Source organism: Nostoc sp. C052 (genome assembly GCF_013393905.1).
Taxonomy (GTDB): Bacteria; Cyanobacteriota; Cyanobacteriia; order Cyanobacteriales; family Nostocaceae; genus Nostoc.
In genome coordinates, this window is sequence record NZ_CP040272.1 from 3,707,386 (window position 1) to 3,724,852 (window position 17,467).

Annotated in this window: 19 protein-coding genes; 7 read left to right on the forward strand and 12 right to left on the reverse strand. The window is 45.4% G+C overall.

Translation table 11 applies throughout. The features are described from left to right. Positions 1-85: 85 nt before the first annotated feature. Complete coding sequence (locus FD723_RS15130) at positions 86-598, forward strand: hypothetical protein (protein ID WP_179066045.1); 513 nt, start codon at positions 86-88, stop codon at positions 596-598. 77 nt (positions 599-675) lie between these two features. On the opposite strand, the gene FD723_RS15135 is transcribed toward FD723_RS15130, so the two are convergent. Both FD723_RS15135 and FD723_RS15140 read right to left on the reverse strand, forming a co-directional pair. Beyond that, the gene (locus FD723_RS15135) at positions 676-1,257 is read right to left on the reverse strand and encodes a thioredoxin family protein (protein WP_179066046.1); all 582 of its coding nucleotides are present in this window, start codon (positions 1,255-1,257) and stop codon (positions 676-678) included. 141 nt (positions 1,258-1,398) lie between these two features. Further along, positions 1,399-1,614: a chlorophyll a/b-binding protein gene (locus tag FD723_RS15140; protein ID WP_179066047.1), complete on the reverse strand. Its 216-nt coding sequence runs from the start codon at positions 1,612-1,614 to the stop codon at positions 1,399-1,401. 200 nt (positions 1,615-1,814) lie between these two features. Here FD723_RS15140 and thyX point away from each other — a divergent pair, with 200 nt between their 5' ends. Next, positions 1,815-2,537 carry an FAD-dependent thymidylate synthase gene (gene thyX, locus FD723_RS15145; protein WP_179066048.1) on the forward strand — a complete coding sequence of 241 codons (723 nt, stop codon included), beginning with the start codon at positions 1,815-1,817 and terminating at the stop codon, positions 2,535-2,537. 130 nt (positions 2,538-2,667) lie between these two features. Here the strand turns inward: thyX and FD723_RS15150 are convergent, their stop codons facing one another. The 3 genes from FD723_RS15150 to aroF all read right to left on the reverse strand — a co-directional run bounded on the left by FD723_RS15150 (position 2,668) and on the right by aroF (position 8,658). Continuing rightward, positions 2,668-5,949 carry an efflux RND transporter permease subunit gene (locus FD723_RS15150; RefSeq protein ID WP_179066049.1) on the reverse strand — a complete coding sequence of 1,094 codons (3,282 nt, stop codon included), beginning with the start codon at positions 5,947-5,949 and terminating at the stop codon, positions 2,668-2,670. Between the two features lie 93 nt (positions 5,950-6,042). Then, complete coding sequence (locus FD723_RS15155) at positions 6,043-7,455, reverse strand: efflux RND transporter periplasmic adaptor subunit (protein WP_179066050.1); 1,413 nt, start codon at positions 7,453-7,455, stop codon at positions 6,043-6,045. Positions 7,456-7,785: 330 nt separating this feature from the next. Then, positions 7,786-8,658 (reverse strand): 3-deoxy-7-phosphoheptulonate synthase, encoded by an 873-nt coding sequence (gene aroF, locus FD723_RS15160; RefSeq protein ID WP_179066051.1) that lies wholly within the window; start codon positions 8,656-8,658, stop codon positions 7,786-7,788. 823 nt (positions 8,659-9,481) lie between these two features. Between aroF and FD723_RS15165 the strand changes: the two genes are divergently transcribed. From FD723_RS15165 to FD723_RS15180, 4 genes are all read left to right on the forward strand, one after another. Beyond that, a complete protein-coding gene (locus tag FD723_RS15165) occupies positions 9,482-9,976 on the forward strand; it encodes a hypothetical protein (RefSeq protein WP_179066052.1) in 495 nt (164 codons plus the stop codon). Between the two features lie 154 nt (positions 9,977-10,130). Continuing rightward, positions 10,131-10,778 (forward strand): pentapeptide repeat-containing protein, encoded by a 648-nt coding sequence (locus FD723_RS15170; protein ID WP_179066053.1) that lies wholly within the window; start codon positions 10,131-10,133, stop codon positions 10,776-10,778. A gap of 217 nt (positions 10,779-10,995) precedes the next feature. Then, a complete protein-coding gene (locus tag FD723_RS15175; RefSeq protein ID WP_179066054.1) occupies positions 10,996-11,850 on the forward strand; it encodes a DUF72 domain-containing protein in 855 nt (284 codons plus the stop codon). 70 nt (positions 11,851-11,920) lie between these two features. Beyond that, positions 11,921-12,361 (forward strand): hypothetical protein, encoded by a 441-nt coding sequence (locus FD723_RS15180; protein WP_179066055.1) that lies wholly within the window; start codon positions 11,921-11,923, stop codon positions 12,359-12,361. 372 nt (positions 12,362-12,733) lie between these two features. Here FD723_RS15180 and FD723_RS15185 read toward each other — a convergent pair whose 3' ends face one another. The 7 genes from FD723_RS15185 to FD723_RS42810 form a co-directional block, all read right to left on the reverse strand. Beyond that, positions 12,734-13,741 (reverse strand): aldo/keto reductase, encoded by a 1,008-nt coding sequence (locus FD723_RS15185; RefSeq protein WP_179066056.1) that lies wholly within the window; start codon positions 13,739-13,741, stop codon positions 12,734-12,736. A 164-nt stretch (positions 13,742-13,905) separates the two neighbouring features. Next, positions 13,906-14,742, reverse strand: coding sequence for an SDR family NAD(P)-dependent oxidoreductase (locus FD723_RS15190; RefSeq protein ID WP_179066057.1), 837 nt, complete (start codon positions 14,740-14,742; stop codon positions 13,906-13,908). A gap of 280 nt (positions 14,743-15,022) precedes the next feature. Continuing rightward, positions 15,023-15,157 (reverse strand): hypothetical protein, encoded by a 135-nt coding sequence (locus FD723_RS42800; RefSeq protein WP_256875186.1) that lies wholly within the window; start codon positions 15,155-15,157, stop codon positions 15,023-15,025. 9 nt (positions 15,158-15,166) lie between these two features. Continuing rightward, positions 15,167-15,343 (reverse strand): hypothetical protein, encoded by a 177-nt coding sequence (locus FD723_RS43895; RefSeq protein ID WP_306297021.1) that lies wholly within the window; start codon positions 15,341-15,343, stop codon positions 15,167-15,169. Next, positions 15,340-15,624, reverse strand: coding sequence for an alcohol dehydrogenase catalytic domain-containing protein (locus tag FD723_RS43900; protein WP_306297022.1), 285 nt, complete (start codon positions 15,622-15,624; stop codon positions 15,340-15,342). Before FD723_RS43900 ends, FD723_RS43895 begins: the two co-directional genes overlap by 4 nt. A gap of 12 nt (positions 15,625-15,636) precedes the next feature. Then, positions 15,637-15,879 carry a cupin domain-containing protein gene (locus FD723_RS42805; RefSeq protein WP_256875214.1) on the reverse strand — a complete coding sequence of 81 codons (243 nt, stop codon included), beginning with the start codon at positions 15,877-15,879 and terminating at the stop codon, positions 15,637-15,639. Next, positions 15,864-16,178 (reverse strand): hypothetical protein, encoded by a 315-nt coding sequence (locus tag FD723_RS42810; RefSeq protein WP_256875243.1) that lies wholly within the window; start codon positions 16,176-16,178, stop codon positions 15,864-15,866. The genes FD723_RS42805 and FD723_RS42810 overlap by 16 nt, the downstream gene beginning before the upstream one ends. Before the next feature lie 70 nt (positions 16,179-16,248). Here FD723_RS42810 and FD723_RS15205 point away from each other — a divergent pair, with 70 nt between their 5' ends. After that, a complete protein-coding gene (locus FD723_RS15205; protein WP_179066058.1) occupies positions 16,249-17,217 on the forward strand; it encodes an AraC family transcriptional regulator in 969 nt (322 codons plus the stop codon). Positions 17,218-17,467: the final 250 nt, after the last annotated feature.

Here is a 17,467-nt window from a genome sequence, read left to right on the forward strand (position 1 = left end):
CTATTTAGTTTCTTACCCTGACCTATTAGACTGCCTAGTGTGTTCATTTCATTTTGTTCAATAGCTTTTAGCCCTTATCGCTCCCATGCTGACCCATCACCGCAAGCCCGTGTGCTTATCACTTATTTCCACTGACCTACCAATTTGGTCTGTTGTCGAAACCGCCGCGACATTGTATCAAAAAGATACTAATAGATTCCATTTACTGCTGACCGCACCACCTCTAATTAGCTGCGAAGTAGAGAGTGTTCTGAGTCCAGAAGACACACTACCCCAAAGTAAGAGCAAAGCTTATACCCCTAACAGTCCCAGAATTTTGTGGCTGGAGATTTCTCCTTATCGGGTAATTATGACTATGCAAGGTAACGGCCAAGTGAGTTACCGTCATTTTTGGGAACAGGGCGTTTATGGCATTAGTCGCTACTGGTTGCCAACTGAATCATTACAACCTAACGATCCTATTCGTTTACGAAATTTTACTAGTAGCCTAACTCTCAACGGACATCCCTTGCCGGAGCATTTGCGTTTGGAATATGAATTGTGGGCAGAAAAAGTCCAATTAGGATGCTACATACTGAATTTGGAAATTAAACATTGATAGGTATGAGGAGGAAGGTAGGGTAGGAATAACTATTGATACCTGGCCAATGCCCAATGCCCCAAACCCAATCCTTTTTAACCAAAATAACTGGGTTGGTTTCCAGGTTTCCATTTAATATTGCAACCAACACTCGGCTTTTGCTCACTCGTAACAGGTTTACCCGCTAGCACTGCTTCAATTGCTGCGCGTAAATCTGCCCCTGTTACGGGTTTACCATTACTGGGGCGACTATCATCTAGTTGTCCCCGATAAACAAGTTGTCGTTGGTCATCAAATACAAAAAAATCTGGCGTGCAAGCTGCTGTGTAAGCTTTTGCAGTTTCCTGGCTCTCGTCGTAGCATAAGGTAAAATTAAATCCTAATTCCGTGGCAAATGCTTGTAACGACTCTGGCGCATCATCTGGATAATTTTTTGCATCGTTAGCACTAATGGCAACGATCGCTAAATCACCTGTAAAATAATCTTTTCCTAACTGAACTAGTTCGTTTTGGACGTGTTTTACAAACGGGCAATGCCGACAAATAAACATTACCAAGAGTGCTTTTTTATTTGCAAAGGTGGAAAGTGAAGTTGCCTTTCCAGATACCACTTCCGGTAGATGAAAATCTGGTGCTTTAGTGCCTAGCGGCAACATAGTTGAAGCAGTTAAAACCATAATTTACCTGATAACTTAATGCTGATAACTAACGGCTTTTGCTATCAGTATCTTTTTACTCTAGCACTAAGTTTTCCATAAATTAAGAGACGGTAAATCTACCGTCTCTTAATTTTGCTAGGAGTTTAAATAAATTAATTTTTACAGATTTGCCAAGACACCAACGATACCGTGTCCTGTGAATACTTCTAATGCTATTAGAGAGACAAAACCAATCATTGCTAAACGACCATTGAGCAATTCTGCATAGCTGGTGAACCCAGTGCGATCGCCTTGCTCATCTATATAAACTCTTGGCTCTAGTGCAAAGTTGTTTAATTTGCCTTGGTCATCAATTATAGCAGTGTTTGTACGCATGGTTTTTTTCCCGTCTTCTCTTTATGTAAACAAGTGTAACAAAGTCATTAATATTTGTAAAGTATTTTAATTTGATCAATTAGAAGTCCAAGCCAGAGAAGAGATATGATAATGAATTGAGTTCACAGCCATGTCTAAACAACAGGCTCTACTCCTTATTTATCAGCACTTTCAGTCACAAATTCATTCCCTAACAGCTAATGCATCGATTTCGAGTAGAGGTTATTGCCAAAACACCAAACCCGCAGCAGGTGATTTATGCCGCGATGCACCAAGACTATACTGATGGGTTTGTGTTTGACGAGCGCGACTCATGGCCTTCTGAGTCACAAAGTGGCGAAGTGATTGTTAAGCGACTTTTGGCGGGTGAGAGGGGACATTATGGGCCTTTAGAACATCCCCAGATTGTTTTTAACTGTGGCTACTTTCCCCACAGTGTGATGCAGCAAGCCCGTACTCATCGGGTTTCGGTATCATTTGACGTACAATCTTTTAGATACACGGGCAACCAATTTATTGATGTAGTAGAAGGTAAGAAAGACATAGAAGATGTTTTTTACTTACGTCCCGTTGGTTATTACACTGATAGACAAGGCAAAAAGTACCACTATTCACCAGAGCAACGAGCAGCAGATTTGCAATGGTGTCTAGAAGCGGCTAAACGATATAAAGCTGATTTTGAGGCTGGGATGTCTGAAGAACACGCAAGAGGTAAAGTGCCTTTTGATTATCGTCAGCATTTTGTAGTGAGTTTCAATTTAAGGTCTTTCTTGCATTTTTGTGACCTGAGAAATAAAAAAGATGCTCAACTTGAAATTCAAAAGTTATGTGAAATGATGTGGCCTCATTTTGAAGATTGGACACCTGCGATCGCACAATGGTATGAAAAGCAGCGTCTAGGTAAGGCAAGGTTAGCACCTTAGAGCAGATTGTTTTGGCTCCAACAAGAGAGGCTCCGCCTCTAGGACGGCATTCCCAGTCGGAGACTGGGAACGAGGTAAATAGACCATCTGGTTCAAATACATGAAAACTGCTGTAAGCTGCATTTACAAATTACGCAGCCTGTTTGCGCCAATTGCGTTTTTTGAGCTTTGTTTGCCAAGACTCCATATAGGTGTAGAAAACGGGTGTTAAATAAAGTGTGAGAAACTGCGAGAACAATAACCCCCCAACTACAGCTAAACCAAGGGGACGGCGTGTATCTGCTCCGGCTCCCAAACCGAGGGCAATGGGTAGCGTACCCATGAGTGCTGCCATTGTCGTCATCATAATTGGGCGGAACCTCACCAAGCAGGCTTCATAGATTGCATCATAAGGGGTTTTGCCGTTTTGACGGGCAATAATTGCAAAGTCAACCATCATGATGCCGTTTTTCTTCACAATACCAACCAGCAGAATAATCCCCACGAAGGCGTAAATATTCAAGTCAACATGAAATACTAACAGGGTCAGTATTGCCCCAAATCCAGCAGAGGGTAAACTAGAAAGGATTGTCAGCGGGTGAATGAAGTTCTCGTAGAGAATCCCCAACACGATATAAATCACCAAGATGGCAATCAGCAGTAGCAATCCTAAGCCCTGAATTGAAGATTGAAATGCCTGTGCTGAACCTTGGAAGGCTGTACTAATAGTAGGTGGCAGGGTTTGACGGGCGAGTTCCTCAATTTTCCCTGTGACGTTACCGAGTGACACTCCTGGCTTGAGGTTAAAGGAGAAGGTGACAGATGCTAGCTGCCCTTTGTGGTTGATGGTTAAGGGGCCAACATCCTTGCTCAAAGTGGCGACAGCGTTGAGAGGTACAAGTTGTCCACTAGGCGCACGAACTGAGAGTAAATCTAAGGCGTTGGCATTTTGCTGATATTTGGGTTCCACACCCATAATTACTTGATACTGACTATCGGGGGCGTAGATGGTGGAAACTTGGCGAGTGCCATAAGCATTACTCAGAGCAGTTTCGATTTGATTGGCGGTTAAACCTAGAGCCGAAGCTTGGTTGCGATTGATGTCTACTTTGACCTGGGGATTTTTAATTTGCAAATCACTGTTAACATCTTGTAAATCTGAGAGCGATCGCAATTTCTCTTCTAAAGCTGGAGCATACTGGTAAAGTTCTTGAATATTGGGAGTTTGCAGGGTAAATTGATACTGCGCTTTTGTCTGTTGTCCACCGACATTGATGGCTGGGGGATTTTGCAAAAATACCTTAATTCCCGGCACAACTGACAACTTCGGTCGGAGTTCCTGCACAACCTCATCAGCACTGAGACGACGCTCATGCCGGGGCTTGAGTTCGATTAAAATTCTTCCAGAGTTAGCGGAAGCATTGGGGCCACCAGCCCCCACACTGGAGTTGATAGAATCGACATTTGGATCACGATAAGCGATCGCAGCTACAGCCTGTTGATGTTTTACCATCTCATCAAAGGATATATCCTCTGATGCTTGAGTAGTTGCCGTAATTTGTCCAACATCTGCGTTAGGAACAAACCCTTTAGGCACAATAATAAATAGATATATTGTGGCTACAAGAATCGCTCCCGAAATCACCATCGTTGTGCGGTGATACTTGAGTGATTTCTTCAAACTCCAATCGTATCCGCCCAATATCGCATTAAAAATGTTTTCCGAAAAATTGTAGAGACGACGGTTAAAGTTTTGAATTTTGGATTTTGAATTTTGGATTTTGGATTTGGAATTGAGAATTTCTCCCTCATCTTCCCCTACTTCCCCTGCTTCCTCATCTTCCTCATCTTCCTCATCTTCCTCATGATGAGGTGGACTCAAGAATCTGGAACACAGCATTGGCGTTAAGCTGAGGGAAATTACGCCAGATACCAAGATGGCAACGCTGATGGTAACGGCAAACTCACGGAATAATCGCCCCAGAATACCTTCCATAAACAGTATCGGGATAAATACTGCTACTAAGGAAATGGTCATAGATAAAATTGTGAAACCAATTTCTTTAGAACCATTTAGGGCTGCTTCCATACGGCTTTCGCCCATTTCCATGTGGCGGACAATATTCTCTAGCATGACTACGGCATCATCTACCACGAAACCGACTGAAAGAGTTAACGCCATCAGCGATAGGTTATCGAGAGAGAAGCCCAGTAGCACCATGACCCCAAAAGTCGCTACTATCGAAAGTGGTACTGCCAAACTGGGAATAACTGTTGCAGAGATATTGCGGAGAAACAAAAAAATTACCAGCACTACCAAAGCGATGGTGAGCAATAGCGTGAATTGTACATCATCTACCGACTCGCGAATTGACTGGGAGCGATCGTAGAGAATATCCATGTTCACAGCCGCCGGAATCTGTGTCCGAAAAGTGGGTAACAGTTTCTTGATTGCATCCACTACTTGAACAGTATTAGTTCCCGGTTGGCGCTGAATTGCCAAAACGATCGCCCGCACGCCAGAATTTTGAATTTTAGATTGGGACTTCTTCTCTGCTCCCCTGCTCCTCTGCTCCCCTGCTCCCTTACTTTCCTTCTTGACAGGAAAATACCAACTCGCAATCTTATCATTTTCCACACTATCCAGAACTTGACCTAGTTCACCTAGCTGCACTGGTGCGCCGTTTTGATAAGCCACATTCAGGGAGCGATAGCTGGCAGCATCGTTGAGTTGACCGTTTGCTTGAATGGTAGCATTCTGCTGCTGACCGTAAAGTGTGCCTGTAGGGAGATTAACATTGCCATCAGCGATCGCATCAGCTACTTCATCGATTCCTATCCCTTTAGCACTCAGCGATTCGGGGTCAAGCTGAATTCGCACCGCGTACTTTTGAGAACCAAACACCTGCACTTGCGCTACTCCATCCACCATTGATAGACGTTGTGCCAACAATGTCTCAGCATACTTGTCTACAGTTGACAGAGGCAGAATAGACGAATTGAGGGAGATATAAAGCACTGGTTGATCCGCCGGATTTACTTTTCGGTAAGACGGAGGATTAGGCATATTCGTCGGTAATTGTTTCGCTCCCTTAGAAATAGCAGACTGTACATCTTGAGCTGCGCCGTCGATATCCCGATTTAAGTCAAATTGCAGCGTCAGTTGTGTAGTACCCAAAGAACTGGTAGAGTTCATCGAACTCAATCCCGCTATGCTAGAAAACTGCTGCTCTAAGGGGGTTGCGACTGAGGCAGCCATCGTTTCTGGACTAGCTCCAGGCAGGTTAGCTGTAACTTGAAGTGTCGGATAATCGACATTAGGCAGGTCACTAACGGGTAGCTGTTGATAACTGAGCAGCCCAAATATTAAAATGCCAATCATAACTAGGGTTGTCATAATTGGACGCCGGATGAATGGCTCGGAAATGTTCATCGCGTTCCCTTAAATGAGTGCTGTTAGTGATAGCGGGGCGTTTAGTCCCTGCTGAGTAAGGAGTAAAGAGTGCTGTTAGCGGTAGCGAGGCGTTTACCTTTCTCCCCCTGCTTCCCCTGCTCCCCTACTCCCCTGCCCCTCAGCACCTCTGCTTCCTACTTTCGGTTTCACTTGGACTGTGGCACCAGCCACTAAGTTGAATTGTCCATCAATGACTACTTCTTCACCCGATTTCAATCCTTGTTTAATCACCGTTTCGTTTCCAACGGTGTCACCGACGGTAATTGGACGCATTTCTGCTGTTTTGTCAGGTTTGACTACATACACAAACTGTCCCTGTTGTCCACTTTGTACCGCCTGAGAAGGAACAGTAATCGCATTTGGTTCTTCGCTCAGTTTGAGTACTACATTGACAAACTGCCCTGGAAACAAGCGCTCATCAGTGTTGGCAAAAGTACCCTTTAGTTGAATAGTTCCTGTTTGGGTATTGACTCCACTATCAACAAAGGTGAGTTCGCCTCGTACCGGATGCCCTGCATCTTTCGGAGGTAAAGCATCGACTTCTAGCTTGCCGTTATTAGCACTGTATTTTTTGATATCTGGCAGTAGTCGCTGGGGAATGGAAAAGTTGACGTAAATCGGGCGAATTTGACTGATTGTAATTAGCGGATCAGTGGCATTTGCCTGTACCAAGTTCCCTTGATTTAGCTTTAGGCTGCCTGTGCGTCCGGCAATTGGTGAGTAGATAGAACTGTAGGAAAGCTGAACTTTGGCATTATCAATGGCAGCTTCATCTGATGCTACTGCTGCCTGAGCATTTTGGACATCTGCTTGAGCTGCTGCTACTGCTGCCTGAGCATTTGCGACTCCACCTCGATCCGCCTCAACTGTCGCCTGTTGAGCATCAGCACTGGTTTGATATTGTTCAGCCTGTTCTTTACTAATTGCCCCTTGCTTGAGCAAGCTAGTATAACGTTGAGCTTGTGCATCTGCATTTGTTGCCTGGGCTTTATCTTTCACAACGTTCGCTTTTGCCTGGTTCACTTGGGCGATCGCTTTTAACACGTTTGCCTGTGCTTGTTTCACCTGCGCTAAATCTTTGGCTTTAGCAGCGTTAGCCTGCATCAGCGCGGCTTGTAGAGGACGGGAATCAATTTTAAATAACAAGTCTCCTTTCTTAACGTTCTGCCCTTGCCGAAAATAGACACCAGTCAGTTGTCCACCGACTTGAGACTTGACAGATACCGTTGAATATGATTCAACTGTTCCCGTAGCCGATAGCTGTATTGGAATCGTTTTTTGAGTCGCAGTGGCAACCACCACTGGCACAGCTCGTTTTTTTCCTGCTTCTTTACCGCTTGATTGGGCTTCGGAAGCATTACAAGCACTACACAAGTAGGCTAAACTTAATACAAGTAGCGAGAATCGCCCCCTTTGAATAACCTTCTGAAAACGAGGAATAGTTTGAGTAAGCTTTATCGTCTGAAAAGGATCTAAACAGCGCATATCAACAATCTGGGGAAAGGGGAAGCACACACTACTAGCTTGTAATTAGAAATCGCATTTCCGCAAAATGATGGTTTGCGATTAAATTTAGTTAGGAAATTATAATGTTAGTTAAGCTAAACATTAGTGTACTAATAATTATTTTTTTCGCCTACTCCTTTTGGAGGGAAATTGTTGTTAAACCCTTGTGACTTTTGTACTAAGTTATTGTGACTTTTGTACTAGGTTGTTGTGTATTTGTATTATTTTACGAAAGCGATCGCTGTTTGTCTTTAAGCCAAAAGAAGTTTTTTGACTCAGACATATAAGCGATCGCCCCCTAACAGAGATTTAAGCAGCACAAAAAATCGGGGCAGGTTTCAAACCTGCCCCGGCATTATCTGATATACTGCGTCCTACGGCTGTTGCCACAGGCTTTAAGCTATTAACTAAATGCACCATATCTTCTAGAGAAAGTGCTTGACGAGCATCAGAAACAGATTTTTCGGGTTCTGGGTGACATTCAATAATTAATCCATCAGCACCGCAAGCGATCGCAGCCCTAGCTACAGGTGCTACCAACTCTCGTTTACCGACAGCATGGGAAGGATCTACAATTACAGGCAGATGAGTGATTTGCTTGAGTGCTGCTACTGCCCCTAAATCAAGGACATTGCGGGTGTAATCGTCGAAACTGCGGATACCTCTTTCGCACAACACGACATCAGGATTCCCGTGGCTGAGAATATATTCAGCAGCCATGACGAATTCTTCAATAGTTGCTGCTAAACCACGTTTGAGGAGTATTGGTTTACCAGCTTGTCCTAAAGCTTTGAGCAAGTCGAAGTTTTGCATATTGCGGCTACCAACCTGAAGCATATCAGCGTGGGCAGCGACTACTTCAATTTGAGAAATTGACATCACCTCAGTGACAACCGGCATATTGTAATGCGATCGCACCCTAGCCAAAATCTCTAATCCTTCTTCACCCATACCCTGGAAAGCGTAAGGAGATGTGCGGGGTTTGTAGACACCGCCACGCAACCCCTGCACTGATGCAGTAGATAATTTTTGGGCAACGATCTCCATTTGCTCTAAGCTTTCAACAGTGCAAGGCCCGCCGATAATTACGAGTTCTTCACCGCCAAAGGCGATTTTTTCTGAGATTTTAACGATTGTTTGGTGATTAGGATGAGATTGTGCGGCAAGTTTAGCATTAATCATGGTTTCATTCTCCTGAAAAGTTAGGGATTGGATATTGGGGACTGGGGACACTTCGATAACAACAAAAAAGCCCGGAACCTTGAAGAGTTCCGGGCGCGTTCTGATTCATTGGCATGACGCTATTTACCCGGAACGTAGTTTGGGCCAAAAGTAAAAGCCATAAAACCAGCTAGTGAAATAAGTCATGACAATGAAATTCTCCTTAAAAAAACAAAAACCGCAGAGTTCGCTCTGCGGTTCACCGGGTGGTTTCCATTAGGAAACTTAATTCACTCCCGGTGAACCACCCTAAGCCAAAAATAAAAGTAGGAATTTGTATTAACCATTTGTGGGGCTTTTGCTAGAAAATCTAAAAGCTATACCTATGTATTGTAATATTATCAAAAAGAGTATGCGGCGTCAAGACTCCACAAACTATAAAAAAGCGATAGACTCAGTACAACTGTGGGGATCAAGACTAGTAAAGCTTTGCAAAATTCCAAATCGCGCTCTGTTCTAATTGTGTAGTGAAATATTAGTTGCCTGTTTGCGTAGACGAATAAAATGGCTTGTCATTAGACAGACATCTGGTGAAAAACAATATAGAGACATTCTCTAATGAATAGAATACAGCCAAACCAAGTAAATCAGCGAGGAATCTACACAGTGGCTTCCGTTTATTAGAAGCTCAAATAGCCAGGGTTGAAAAGTTAAAATATATAATTCTCCTGACTAATTACCTCATCTTGCGAAAGCTGATTGCAGACAATTGACAATCACCATACATTATTCTTACCAAAGTCCTCATTGACCAGATCAAATTTTTAGGATCATCAGTCTCATTATGCCTAGTTCCAAAATCTTAGCCCAATCTTTCGACTATTATGGAGCTTACCCCTGCCCAGTCTGTCGGATAGGTAAGGTTTCTCACATGCCATTGATGGAAGCTATGGCTTGTGACTTTTGTCAAGAGATTTTTACAGTCAACTTAGAATTACAGCAAATCAAGATGCCTTCTAGGCAACCACCGTTAACTTGGCGTTGGAATGGGTTAAGTTGGACAGAAGGCCAGTTAGAAGGTGTGGAATTAGGTTGGGGTTATGGACTAGCAGCAGCAGTTTTTGTAATTCTGCCCACGACTCTCATTGGTATAGTCGCTTACTATTTTCCTGCTAACCTCAAGGAACCCATAACCTGGATGCCATATATTTGGACGATATTAACTTTCTTATCACATCTATCAATTATTGTTTGGATTTTTATTGAAGTCTATCAGATTCCAGTTACAGCATATTTGAGAGCGATCGCACGATGGAGGAATGGGGAGATGGGGAGATGAGAAATCAATTCAAAATTCAAAATTCAAAATTAAAGAACTTCTGCCTCCTCTTTCCCAGCCCTCAATGCCCAATGCCCATAAACAATAACAAAAGATGCAGCGGATAGAAGGCTCCATCACTCATAATTAAGTTGATTATCCACCAAAATATCGTATGAGCGATCTGGAGCGGTACTATAGAGTTTTGGAATTAGAGCCTGGGGCAACACTTGACGAAGTGAACCAGGCTTACAAAGATTTAGTCTTTGTTTGGCATCCCGATCGCATTCCTAAAGAAAATCTCCGTTTACAGCAGAAAGCACAAGACAAGCTGAAAGCCATAAATGAAGCTCGTGAAAAATTGCGCTCTCTCAAAACCAAATCTCAAACCACACATAATTCACCGCCACCTCAACAGGAAAAACCATCTCAAAAAACCCAGCAACCAGCAAAGCAAAACTCAGACTTGAGTGGCAAAGACTATAGTCGGGCAAATTTGAGCAATAAAGACTTATCTGGCAGAAATCTGAGTTATGCCAATTTGAGTGGTGCTAATCTCAGTGATACTTTTATGCACAAAGTCAACCTCAGAGGTGCGAATTTATCTGAAGCAAATTTATTTCGGGCAAACCTACTTTTAGCGGATCTCAGGGAGGCGAATTTACGCGCTGCTAATTTGATTGGAGCGGATCTCAGTGGAGCCGACTTGCGAGGAGCCGATTTGACGGGAGCGCGGATTCGCTCTGGTGAGCGTCTTCTAGTTAAACTAGTTGGCACTAACTTAGCAGGAGCAATTATGCCCGATGGTTCAATGTATCAATAGCTGAGGCGGCGCTATGACATAGAGTGTATGAATTACTCAAGCATTTTGAAGTTGAAAAGCTAACCTAGTACAGCACGGCGTAAATAAACATAACATTTCAAACAGACACAAACCTTGATATATCAACCTTTCGACTTCCGCCTTCTGGTACTAGCCTCATCCATGCCTACAACCTACCTGTAAAATTGAATATGATACATCAAGGCTTTTAGGCACTGTGAACTTTTTTATCGGTTGTGCTGTTTGGGCATATAAAGGTTGGGTGGGAGAACTCTATCCCCAAGGCACTCGCACTGCCGATTTTCTCCATCTCTACAGTCGTCGCTTCACCACTGTAGAAGGTAACACCACTTTTTATGCCGTGCCTAACCAAGAAACTGTAACCCGTTGGGCTGCCGAAACACCAGCAGGTTTTCAATTTTGTCTAAAATTACCACGAGATATTACCCATCAAGGTTTGTTACAACCTTATATTCCGGCTGCTTTAAAATTTCTAGAGGGGATGCGCCCTTTAGGTAAGCATCTTGGCCCAATCTTTGCTCAGTTACCACCCAGTTATGCGCCTGTATTACTTAACGATTTGACCAGCTTTCTAGAAGCTTGGCCGCATACAGAAGCACCCCTAGCTTTGGAAGTTCGGCATCCCGACTGGTTCCGGGAACCCCATGCTAGTAATTTGACCACACTTTTAGAAAAGTTAAGTGTAGGACGAGTATTATTAGATTCGCGCCCCATTTATACTGGAGATGATGACCCACAATTGCAATCAGAACGACGTAAACCTAAATTACCGTTGCAATTGAGTGTGACAGCACCTTTTACTCTAATTCGGTTTATTTCTCATCCGAATTTATCGGTGAATCAGCCATTTATGGAAGAGTGGGTAAGACAGATTCAGCAGTGGTTAGAGATGGGAGTGCGAATTTATTTCTTTGTACATTGTCCAATAGAAGCGCGATCGCCCAACATAGCCCGTCACTTCCAACAGCTATTGGAACAAAGCGGTACATCAGTTCCACCCCTACCTTGGAATAACCTTGAGAATCCCCCCAATCAACTCAGTTTATGGTGAGTATATTTAGTACATAATTGATGTTGTTAAAGCGAATTTTTTAAAAGCAGTTTTACCAAAGGAGGTTGAGATGAGTCGTCTTCTTTATGAAAATTCAGTCTCATATAAAGGATATCTCATCATTCCATTTGTTTTTAGCAAAGCAGATAATTACGAGATTTATTCCTACAAATTAATATCTGAAATTGCTCACAGGAGCAAATTTCATAAAGTAGAAAACCCAGCAGGTCTTTATGGAAGCGGCATTAGTAATATCATTGATATTGCTAAAGAGCATATCGATCAAAATTCGGAGTTTGTTCATCGGGGAGATAGTTTTAAGTCTCGCTACATTTACCGAAACAATTTGATTATTATCTTTCAAGAAGAAGACAAATATTTTTATGACCATTACCCACCAGAGTTATTGAATAATATTGCAGCTCCAAAGTTATTCAAATCCGAATATGAATGTCTGAGTTGGATTAAGCAAGGGTTTGATGGGCGACATCTGGGGCAAAGAGCTATTTGAAAAAGGTAGAAGTAAGTCGGACATGATATACGGCAGGGAACAGGGAACTCTTAACTGGGTTGAAAATCTTTTGGTATATGACTTTTTTAGGAAACTTTGTACCTGATTTACCATACTCAGCAGGCAGCATTTCCCGATTCTGGCTGGAAACGAGGTTTTAAAGGAGTTTCAGTTTAAGTTGATAGTTTTTTCTGGCTACTTTTTGCCTAAACTCCAATTAGTGAGCGACGGAATGCAAATATAGAACAATACAGTTCAGTTAAGGCCTACTGGGAACAATTTTGGGTTTTCGAGACGCGATAAATCGCTGTCTCTACAAGTATTTTAGGCTGATCTGAACTGTATTGAACTAGAGAAGACATTTTTTACCGCTCAACGACCGGTCATTTGCTCTAGCTTTTCGGGGTATCTAGCTCCTTGCACCGCGATCTTGGAGGCGGCGTCATCAATGTCACGCAGATCGTCGGGCGTGAGTTCGACTGAGACTGCACCGATGTTTTCATCTAAGCGATGCAGCTTCGTGGTGCCTGGGATCGGCACAATCCACGGCTTCTGGGCCAGCAGCCAGGCGATCGCAATCTGAGCCGGTGTCGCCTGCTTCTGTTCGGCAATGCTGCCGAGCAGATTAATCAGCGCTTGATTCACCTTGAGAGCCTCCGGCGTGAAGCGAGGCAGGGTGCTGCGAAAATCGGAACTGTCAAAGGTCGCGTTTTCGTCGATCTTGCCAGTGAGAAAACCCTTACCCAGAGGGCTATACGGGACAAAGCCGATTCCGAGTTCCTCAAGAGTTGGTATGACTTCCTTCTCAGGAGTCCTCGTCCACAGCGAGTATTCGCTCTGGAGTGCCGTCACGGGTTGAACCGCGTGGGCGCGACGGATCGTTTGCACTCCTGCTTCCGAGAGTCCAAAGTGCTTCACCTTACCTTCCTCAATTAGTTCCTTCACCGCTCCTGCTACGTCTTCGATCGGCACGTTCGGGTCAACTCGGTGCTGATAGAGCAGGTCTATTGTCTCGACCTTGAGCCGCTTGAGCGAACCCTCCACGGCCTGCTTGATGCGCTCCGGCCGACTATCCAATCCTGGCGCACCCTTCATCCCACGAGGATCGGAATTAGGACTCAGGTCGAATCCGAATTTGGTGGCAATGACCACTTGCCCACGGAAGGGAGCGAGGGCTTGGCCTACAAGCTCTTCGTTGGTGAACGGGCCGTAGACTTCGGCGGTGTCAAAGAATGTTATTCCGCGATCGACGGCAGCCCCCAGAAGGGCGGTCATCTCCTTTATGTCTTTAGGTGGGCCATAAGAAAAGCTCATGCCCATACAGCCCAGCCCAATAGCCGAGACTTCCAGATTGCTGTTTCCAAGTTTGCGCTTTTGCATTTTTTGAACTCCTATCTTTGATTTAAAGGTGAATTAAAGGTTGGAACTGTCCTACTCCAAGATCAGGTCTGGTATTGTTCGTTGCTGACCTGTTCCATTTAGTCCACAGTATGGCGATGTGCATCATGTCCGTGGATTTGATGATGATGCTTCTTACGCGATCGCTAGAATGAACCATCTGTTGATTTCGATAGCTCTTCATAGGCGTGCGTCGCCTGTAGCCGTTCCTCGACAGCCGGCGCGATCGCCGCAAGAGCGTCACTTCCGGCAACGAACAACTTCGGCGGATTCTCCATCCCAGCGATTTTGACCAGAGCATCGCCCAACTTTGCCGGATCGCCCTGCTGCGTCCCGTTGTAGGCCGACCACGTTTCCTGGACGTTGCCTTCGGCGGCATAGTCTGCAATGGCGTTGCTGGGCCATTTGACATTCTGGTTGTCCAGAAGGTCGGTGCGGAAGAAGCCAGGTTCGACGAGCGTCATCTTGATGCCGAACCCCTCGACCTCGACCGCGACCGACAGCGAGATGCCCTCGACCGCGAACTTCGATGCGGCGTAGGCGGCACAGTGCTTAAACCCGACCACGCCAGCAACGGAGCTGATGTTGATGATGTGGCCCGACCGCTGCTGACGCATAACCGGCAGCACCGCGCGCATGACGTACACCACACCATAGAAGTTCGTAGCGAATTGGCGTTCGATGTCGTTCGTGGTCATCTCCTCAAAATTACCAAGCAGGCTGTAGCCCGCATTGTTAACCAAAACGTCGATACGACCGAACTGCTTCACCGCCTCATCGACGGCTGTTTTCGCCTGTACCTCGTCGGAAACGTCCAATTGGACAAATGCAAGATTCTCGCTAGTAACGTCGCGCAAGGCATTACGCACTTTATCGAGGTTTCTTCCGGTCGCGACTACACGATCGCCGGACTGCAATGCCGCCTTGGCGATTCCGGTGCCGATGCCGCTGCCGGCGCCTGTGATCAACCAGACTTTGCTCATAATTATTTTCCTTTGACTCGGACTTAATCAAACCCTGTATTGTTCATTGCTCGTTATTATCGCCATTACTCTGTCACCACTTCATTCAGGCATTTCAACGCATTTAGTGTTCGGTGATGTCCCACTCAGGGCAACAATTGTGTAATCAGATCCAGGAGTATGTCTTTGCCGTTGCCGATATTCAGATTGCCTTGAATGTGCCCTTTGATCTGTGCTTCAACCCCGCCCAGAGCTATGAGGATAGACAGGCTCCCTGGCTTTGATGTCTACGCGATTCCGTCTATAATTCCGTGCGCTTTTCCAACTCTTCTGGATAGCGATCGCCTACCACTGTAATTTGCGCCAATGCCTCGTCGATGCTCTTTAATTCGTCTTGTGTTAGCTCGATGTTTGCTGCGCCAATGTTCTCTTCCAACCGATGCAGTTATGCAGATTTAAGGGATGCCATATCAATACAGAAGCGGTACTTCACATCGGACTTGAGCAGGCGATCGTAGGCTTCGTTGACTTTCTGGATAGGAATGACTTCGACATCGGGGATGATATTATGTTTACCGCAAAAGTCAAGCATCTCTTGGGTTTCGGCGATGCCGCCGATCATAGAGCCGGAAAGACTGCGGCGAGGTCGCCGGGCTTGTGCTTTGTAACTGCCGAGCCGACCTTAGTGACGCGGCCGACGATCTCATGACCGGGAACAATCGGATAGACAGTGGACATAATGCTGCTCCACTCGTTACGCACCGAATGGAGGTCTGAGTGGCAGATGCCGCAGAAGAGGATTTCAATCTGCACATCGTGTTCAGTTGGATCGCGACGCTTGATCTTGGTAGAGGACAGTGGTGATGTTGCACTGGCTGCGGAATAAGCTTTTGTGTTGTACATAAATTAATGCTCCTATTTGTCTACTTTTAGCGTCTGGTATTGTTCGTCGCTGACCTTTTCCATCCAGTCCACGGGCTTGCCATCAAGCCATTCCTGAATGGCAATGTGCGTCATGGATGTGGTTGCTGTAGCACCGTGCCAATGCTTCTCACCCGGCGAGATCCAGATCGCGTCTCCCGGTCGAATTTCCTCGATCGCACCGCCCCAGCGTTGTATAAGTCCACAGCCAGCCGTCACAATTAGGGTTTGTCCCAAGGGGTGGGTGTGCCATGCTGTCCTAGCGCCAGGTTCAAATGTGACACTGGCTCCAGACGTGCGTGCTGGATCGTGTGCCTCAAACAGGGGGTCAACGCGGACAGTGCCGGTAAAATACTCAGCCGGACCTTTGGCGGAAGGCTGTGAGCCACTTCTTTTAATGTCCATTTTCTTAATTCCTTTACTTGATGCCATTTCGATGGCAAGTCTCTTGCCCAATCAAAACTGAGTTTTATCTTAAATAAAAATCCAGAATCTTTACAAGAAGCCGAAATCATTTTTCCTTGCTTTAGCTTCATCTTAGGCATTTTGAAGAGCAAGCAATAGGACGATCGTCTAAGATTGTTGTACAATCCTGCAAACTTAGAAATGAACGCTGCCAATATCAATTTAATGAACGACCCGCAGGCAAAGCGCGAGGCAGACAGAGCGCAAGCCTACAGAGATGAACTGACTGAGCGGATTGCCCAGGCGATTCGTCATGATGGGACGATTGAGCCGTTGAAAGGTTTGCACTTCAACCGCGCCTCCTCGCCTTCGGAATGCCTTCATAGTGTCTCTATCCCTGCCTTTTGTGCGATCGCTCAGGGCAGCAAAGAAGTTCTTCTGGGTAGCGATCGCTATCAGTACGACCCGATGCATTATCTGCTGGCTACGGTCGAACTACCCATTATCAGCCAAATTCTGGAAGCGTCCCATACGCAACCGTATCTTAGCCTGCGCCTCGATCTCGACCCCACCCTCGTTGGCTCAGTGATGGTCGAGGCGGGGTATCCCTCATCGCGCAACCGTGGTGATGTGAAAGCGATCGACGTAAGTCCATTGAATGCAAATCTGTTGGACGCTGTGGTTCGGCTTGTCAGGCTTTTAGATTCCCCTGCGGAAGCTCATGTTCTTGCACCACTGATTAAGCGGGAAATTATTTACCGACTCTTGATGGGAGAGCAAGGTAATCGGCTCCGTCATATTGCAGTTCTTGGTGGCTACACTTACCACATCGCCAGAGCCGTCGAGCGACTTCGTAAAGACTTTAACGAGCCGATCAAGATTGAAAACATCGCCCGAGAGATGGGAATGAGTGTCTCCGGCTTTCACCATCACTTCAAGTCTGTCACTGCAATGAGTCCCTTGCAGTTCCAGAAGCAACTGCGGCTCCAGGAGGCTCGCCGTCTGATGCTGGGGGAAAACCTTGACGCTACCAGTGCTGCTTATCGAGTAGGGTATGATGATGCCTCGCACTTCAACCGGGAGTACAAGCGGCTCTTTGGTGCGCCACCGATGCGCGATGTGGAGCGGCTGCGAGAAGCTGCTAGGGAGACTGCTACTTCAATATATTGAAGAATTCAGAAAACTGTTGCGTACCTTTTTGCCGCATTATGGAGAAAACGGTTTGTTGCGATCGCAGTCGCACCATTTCGCAACAGTCTCAACGCTCAATACTGTTCGGTTAAGTCAAGAGACGCGATGAATCGCCGTCTCTACAATAATCAATCTTTTGTGTTGACGGCGATTTATTGCGTCTTTAGCGATCTAAAATTTTCATCAAAAAACCTTAACCGAACCGTATTGTCTCAACGCTACCCCATGA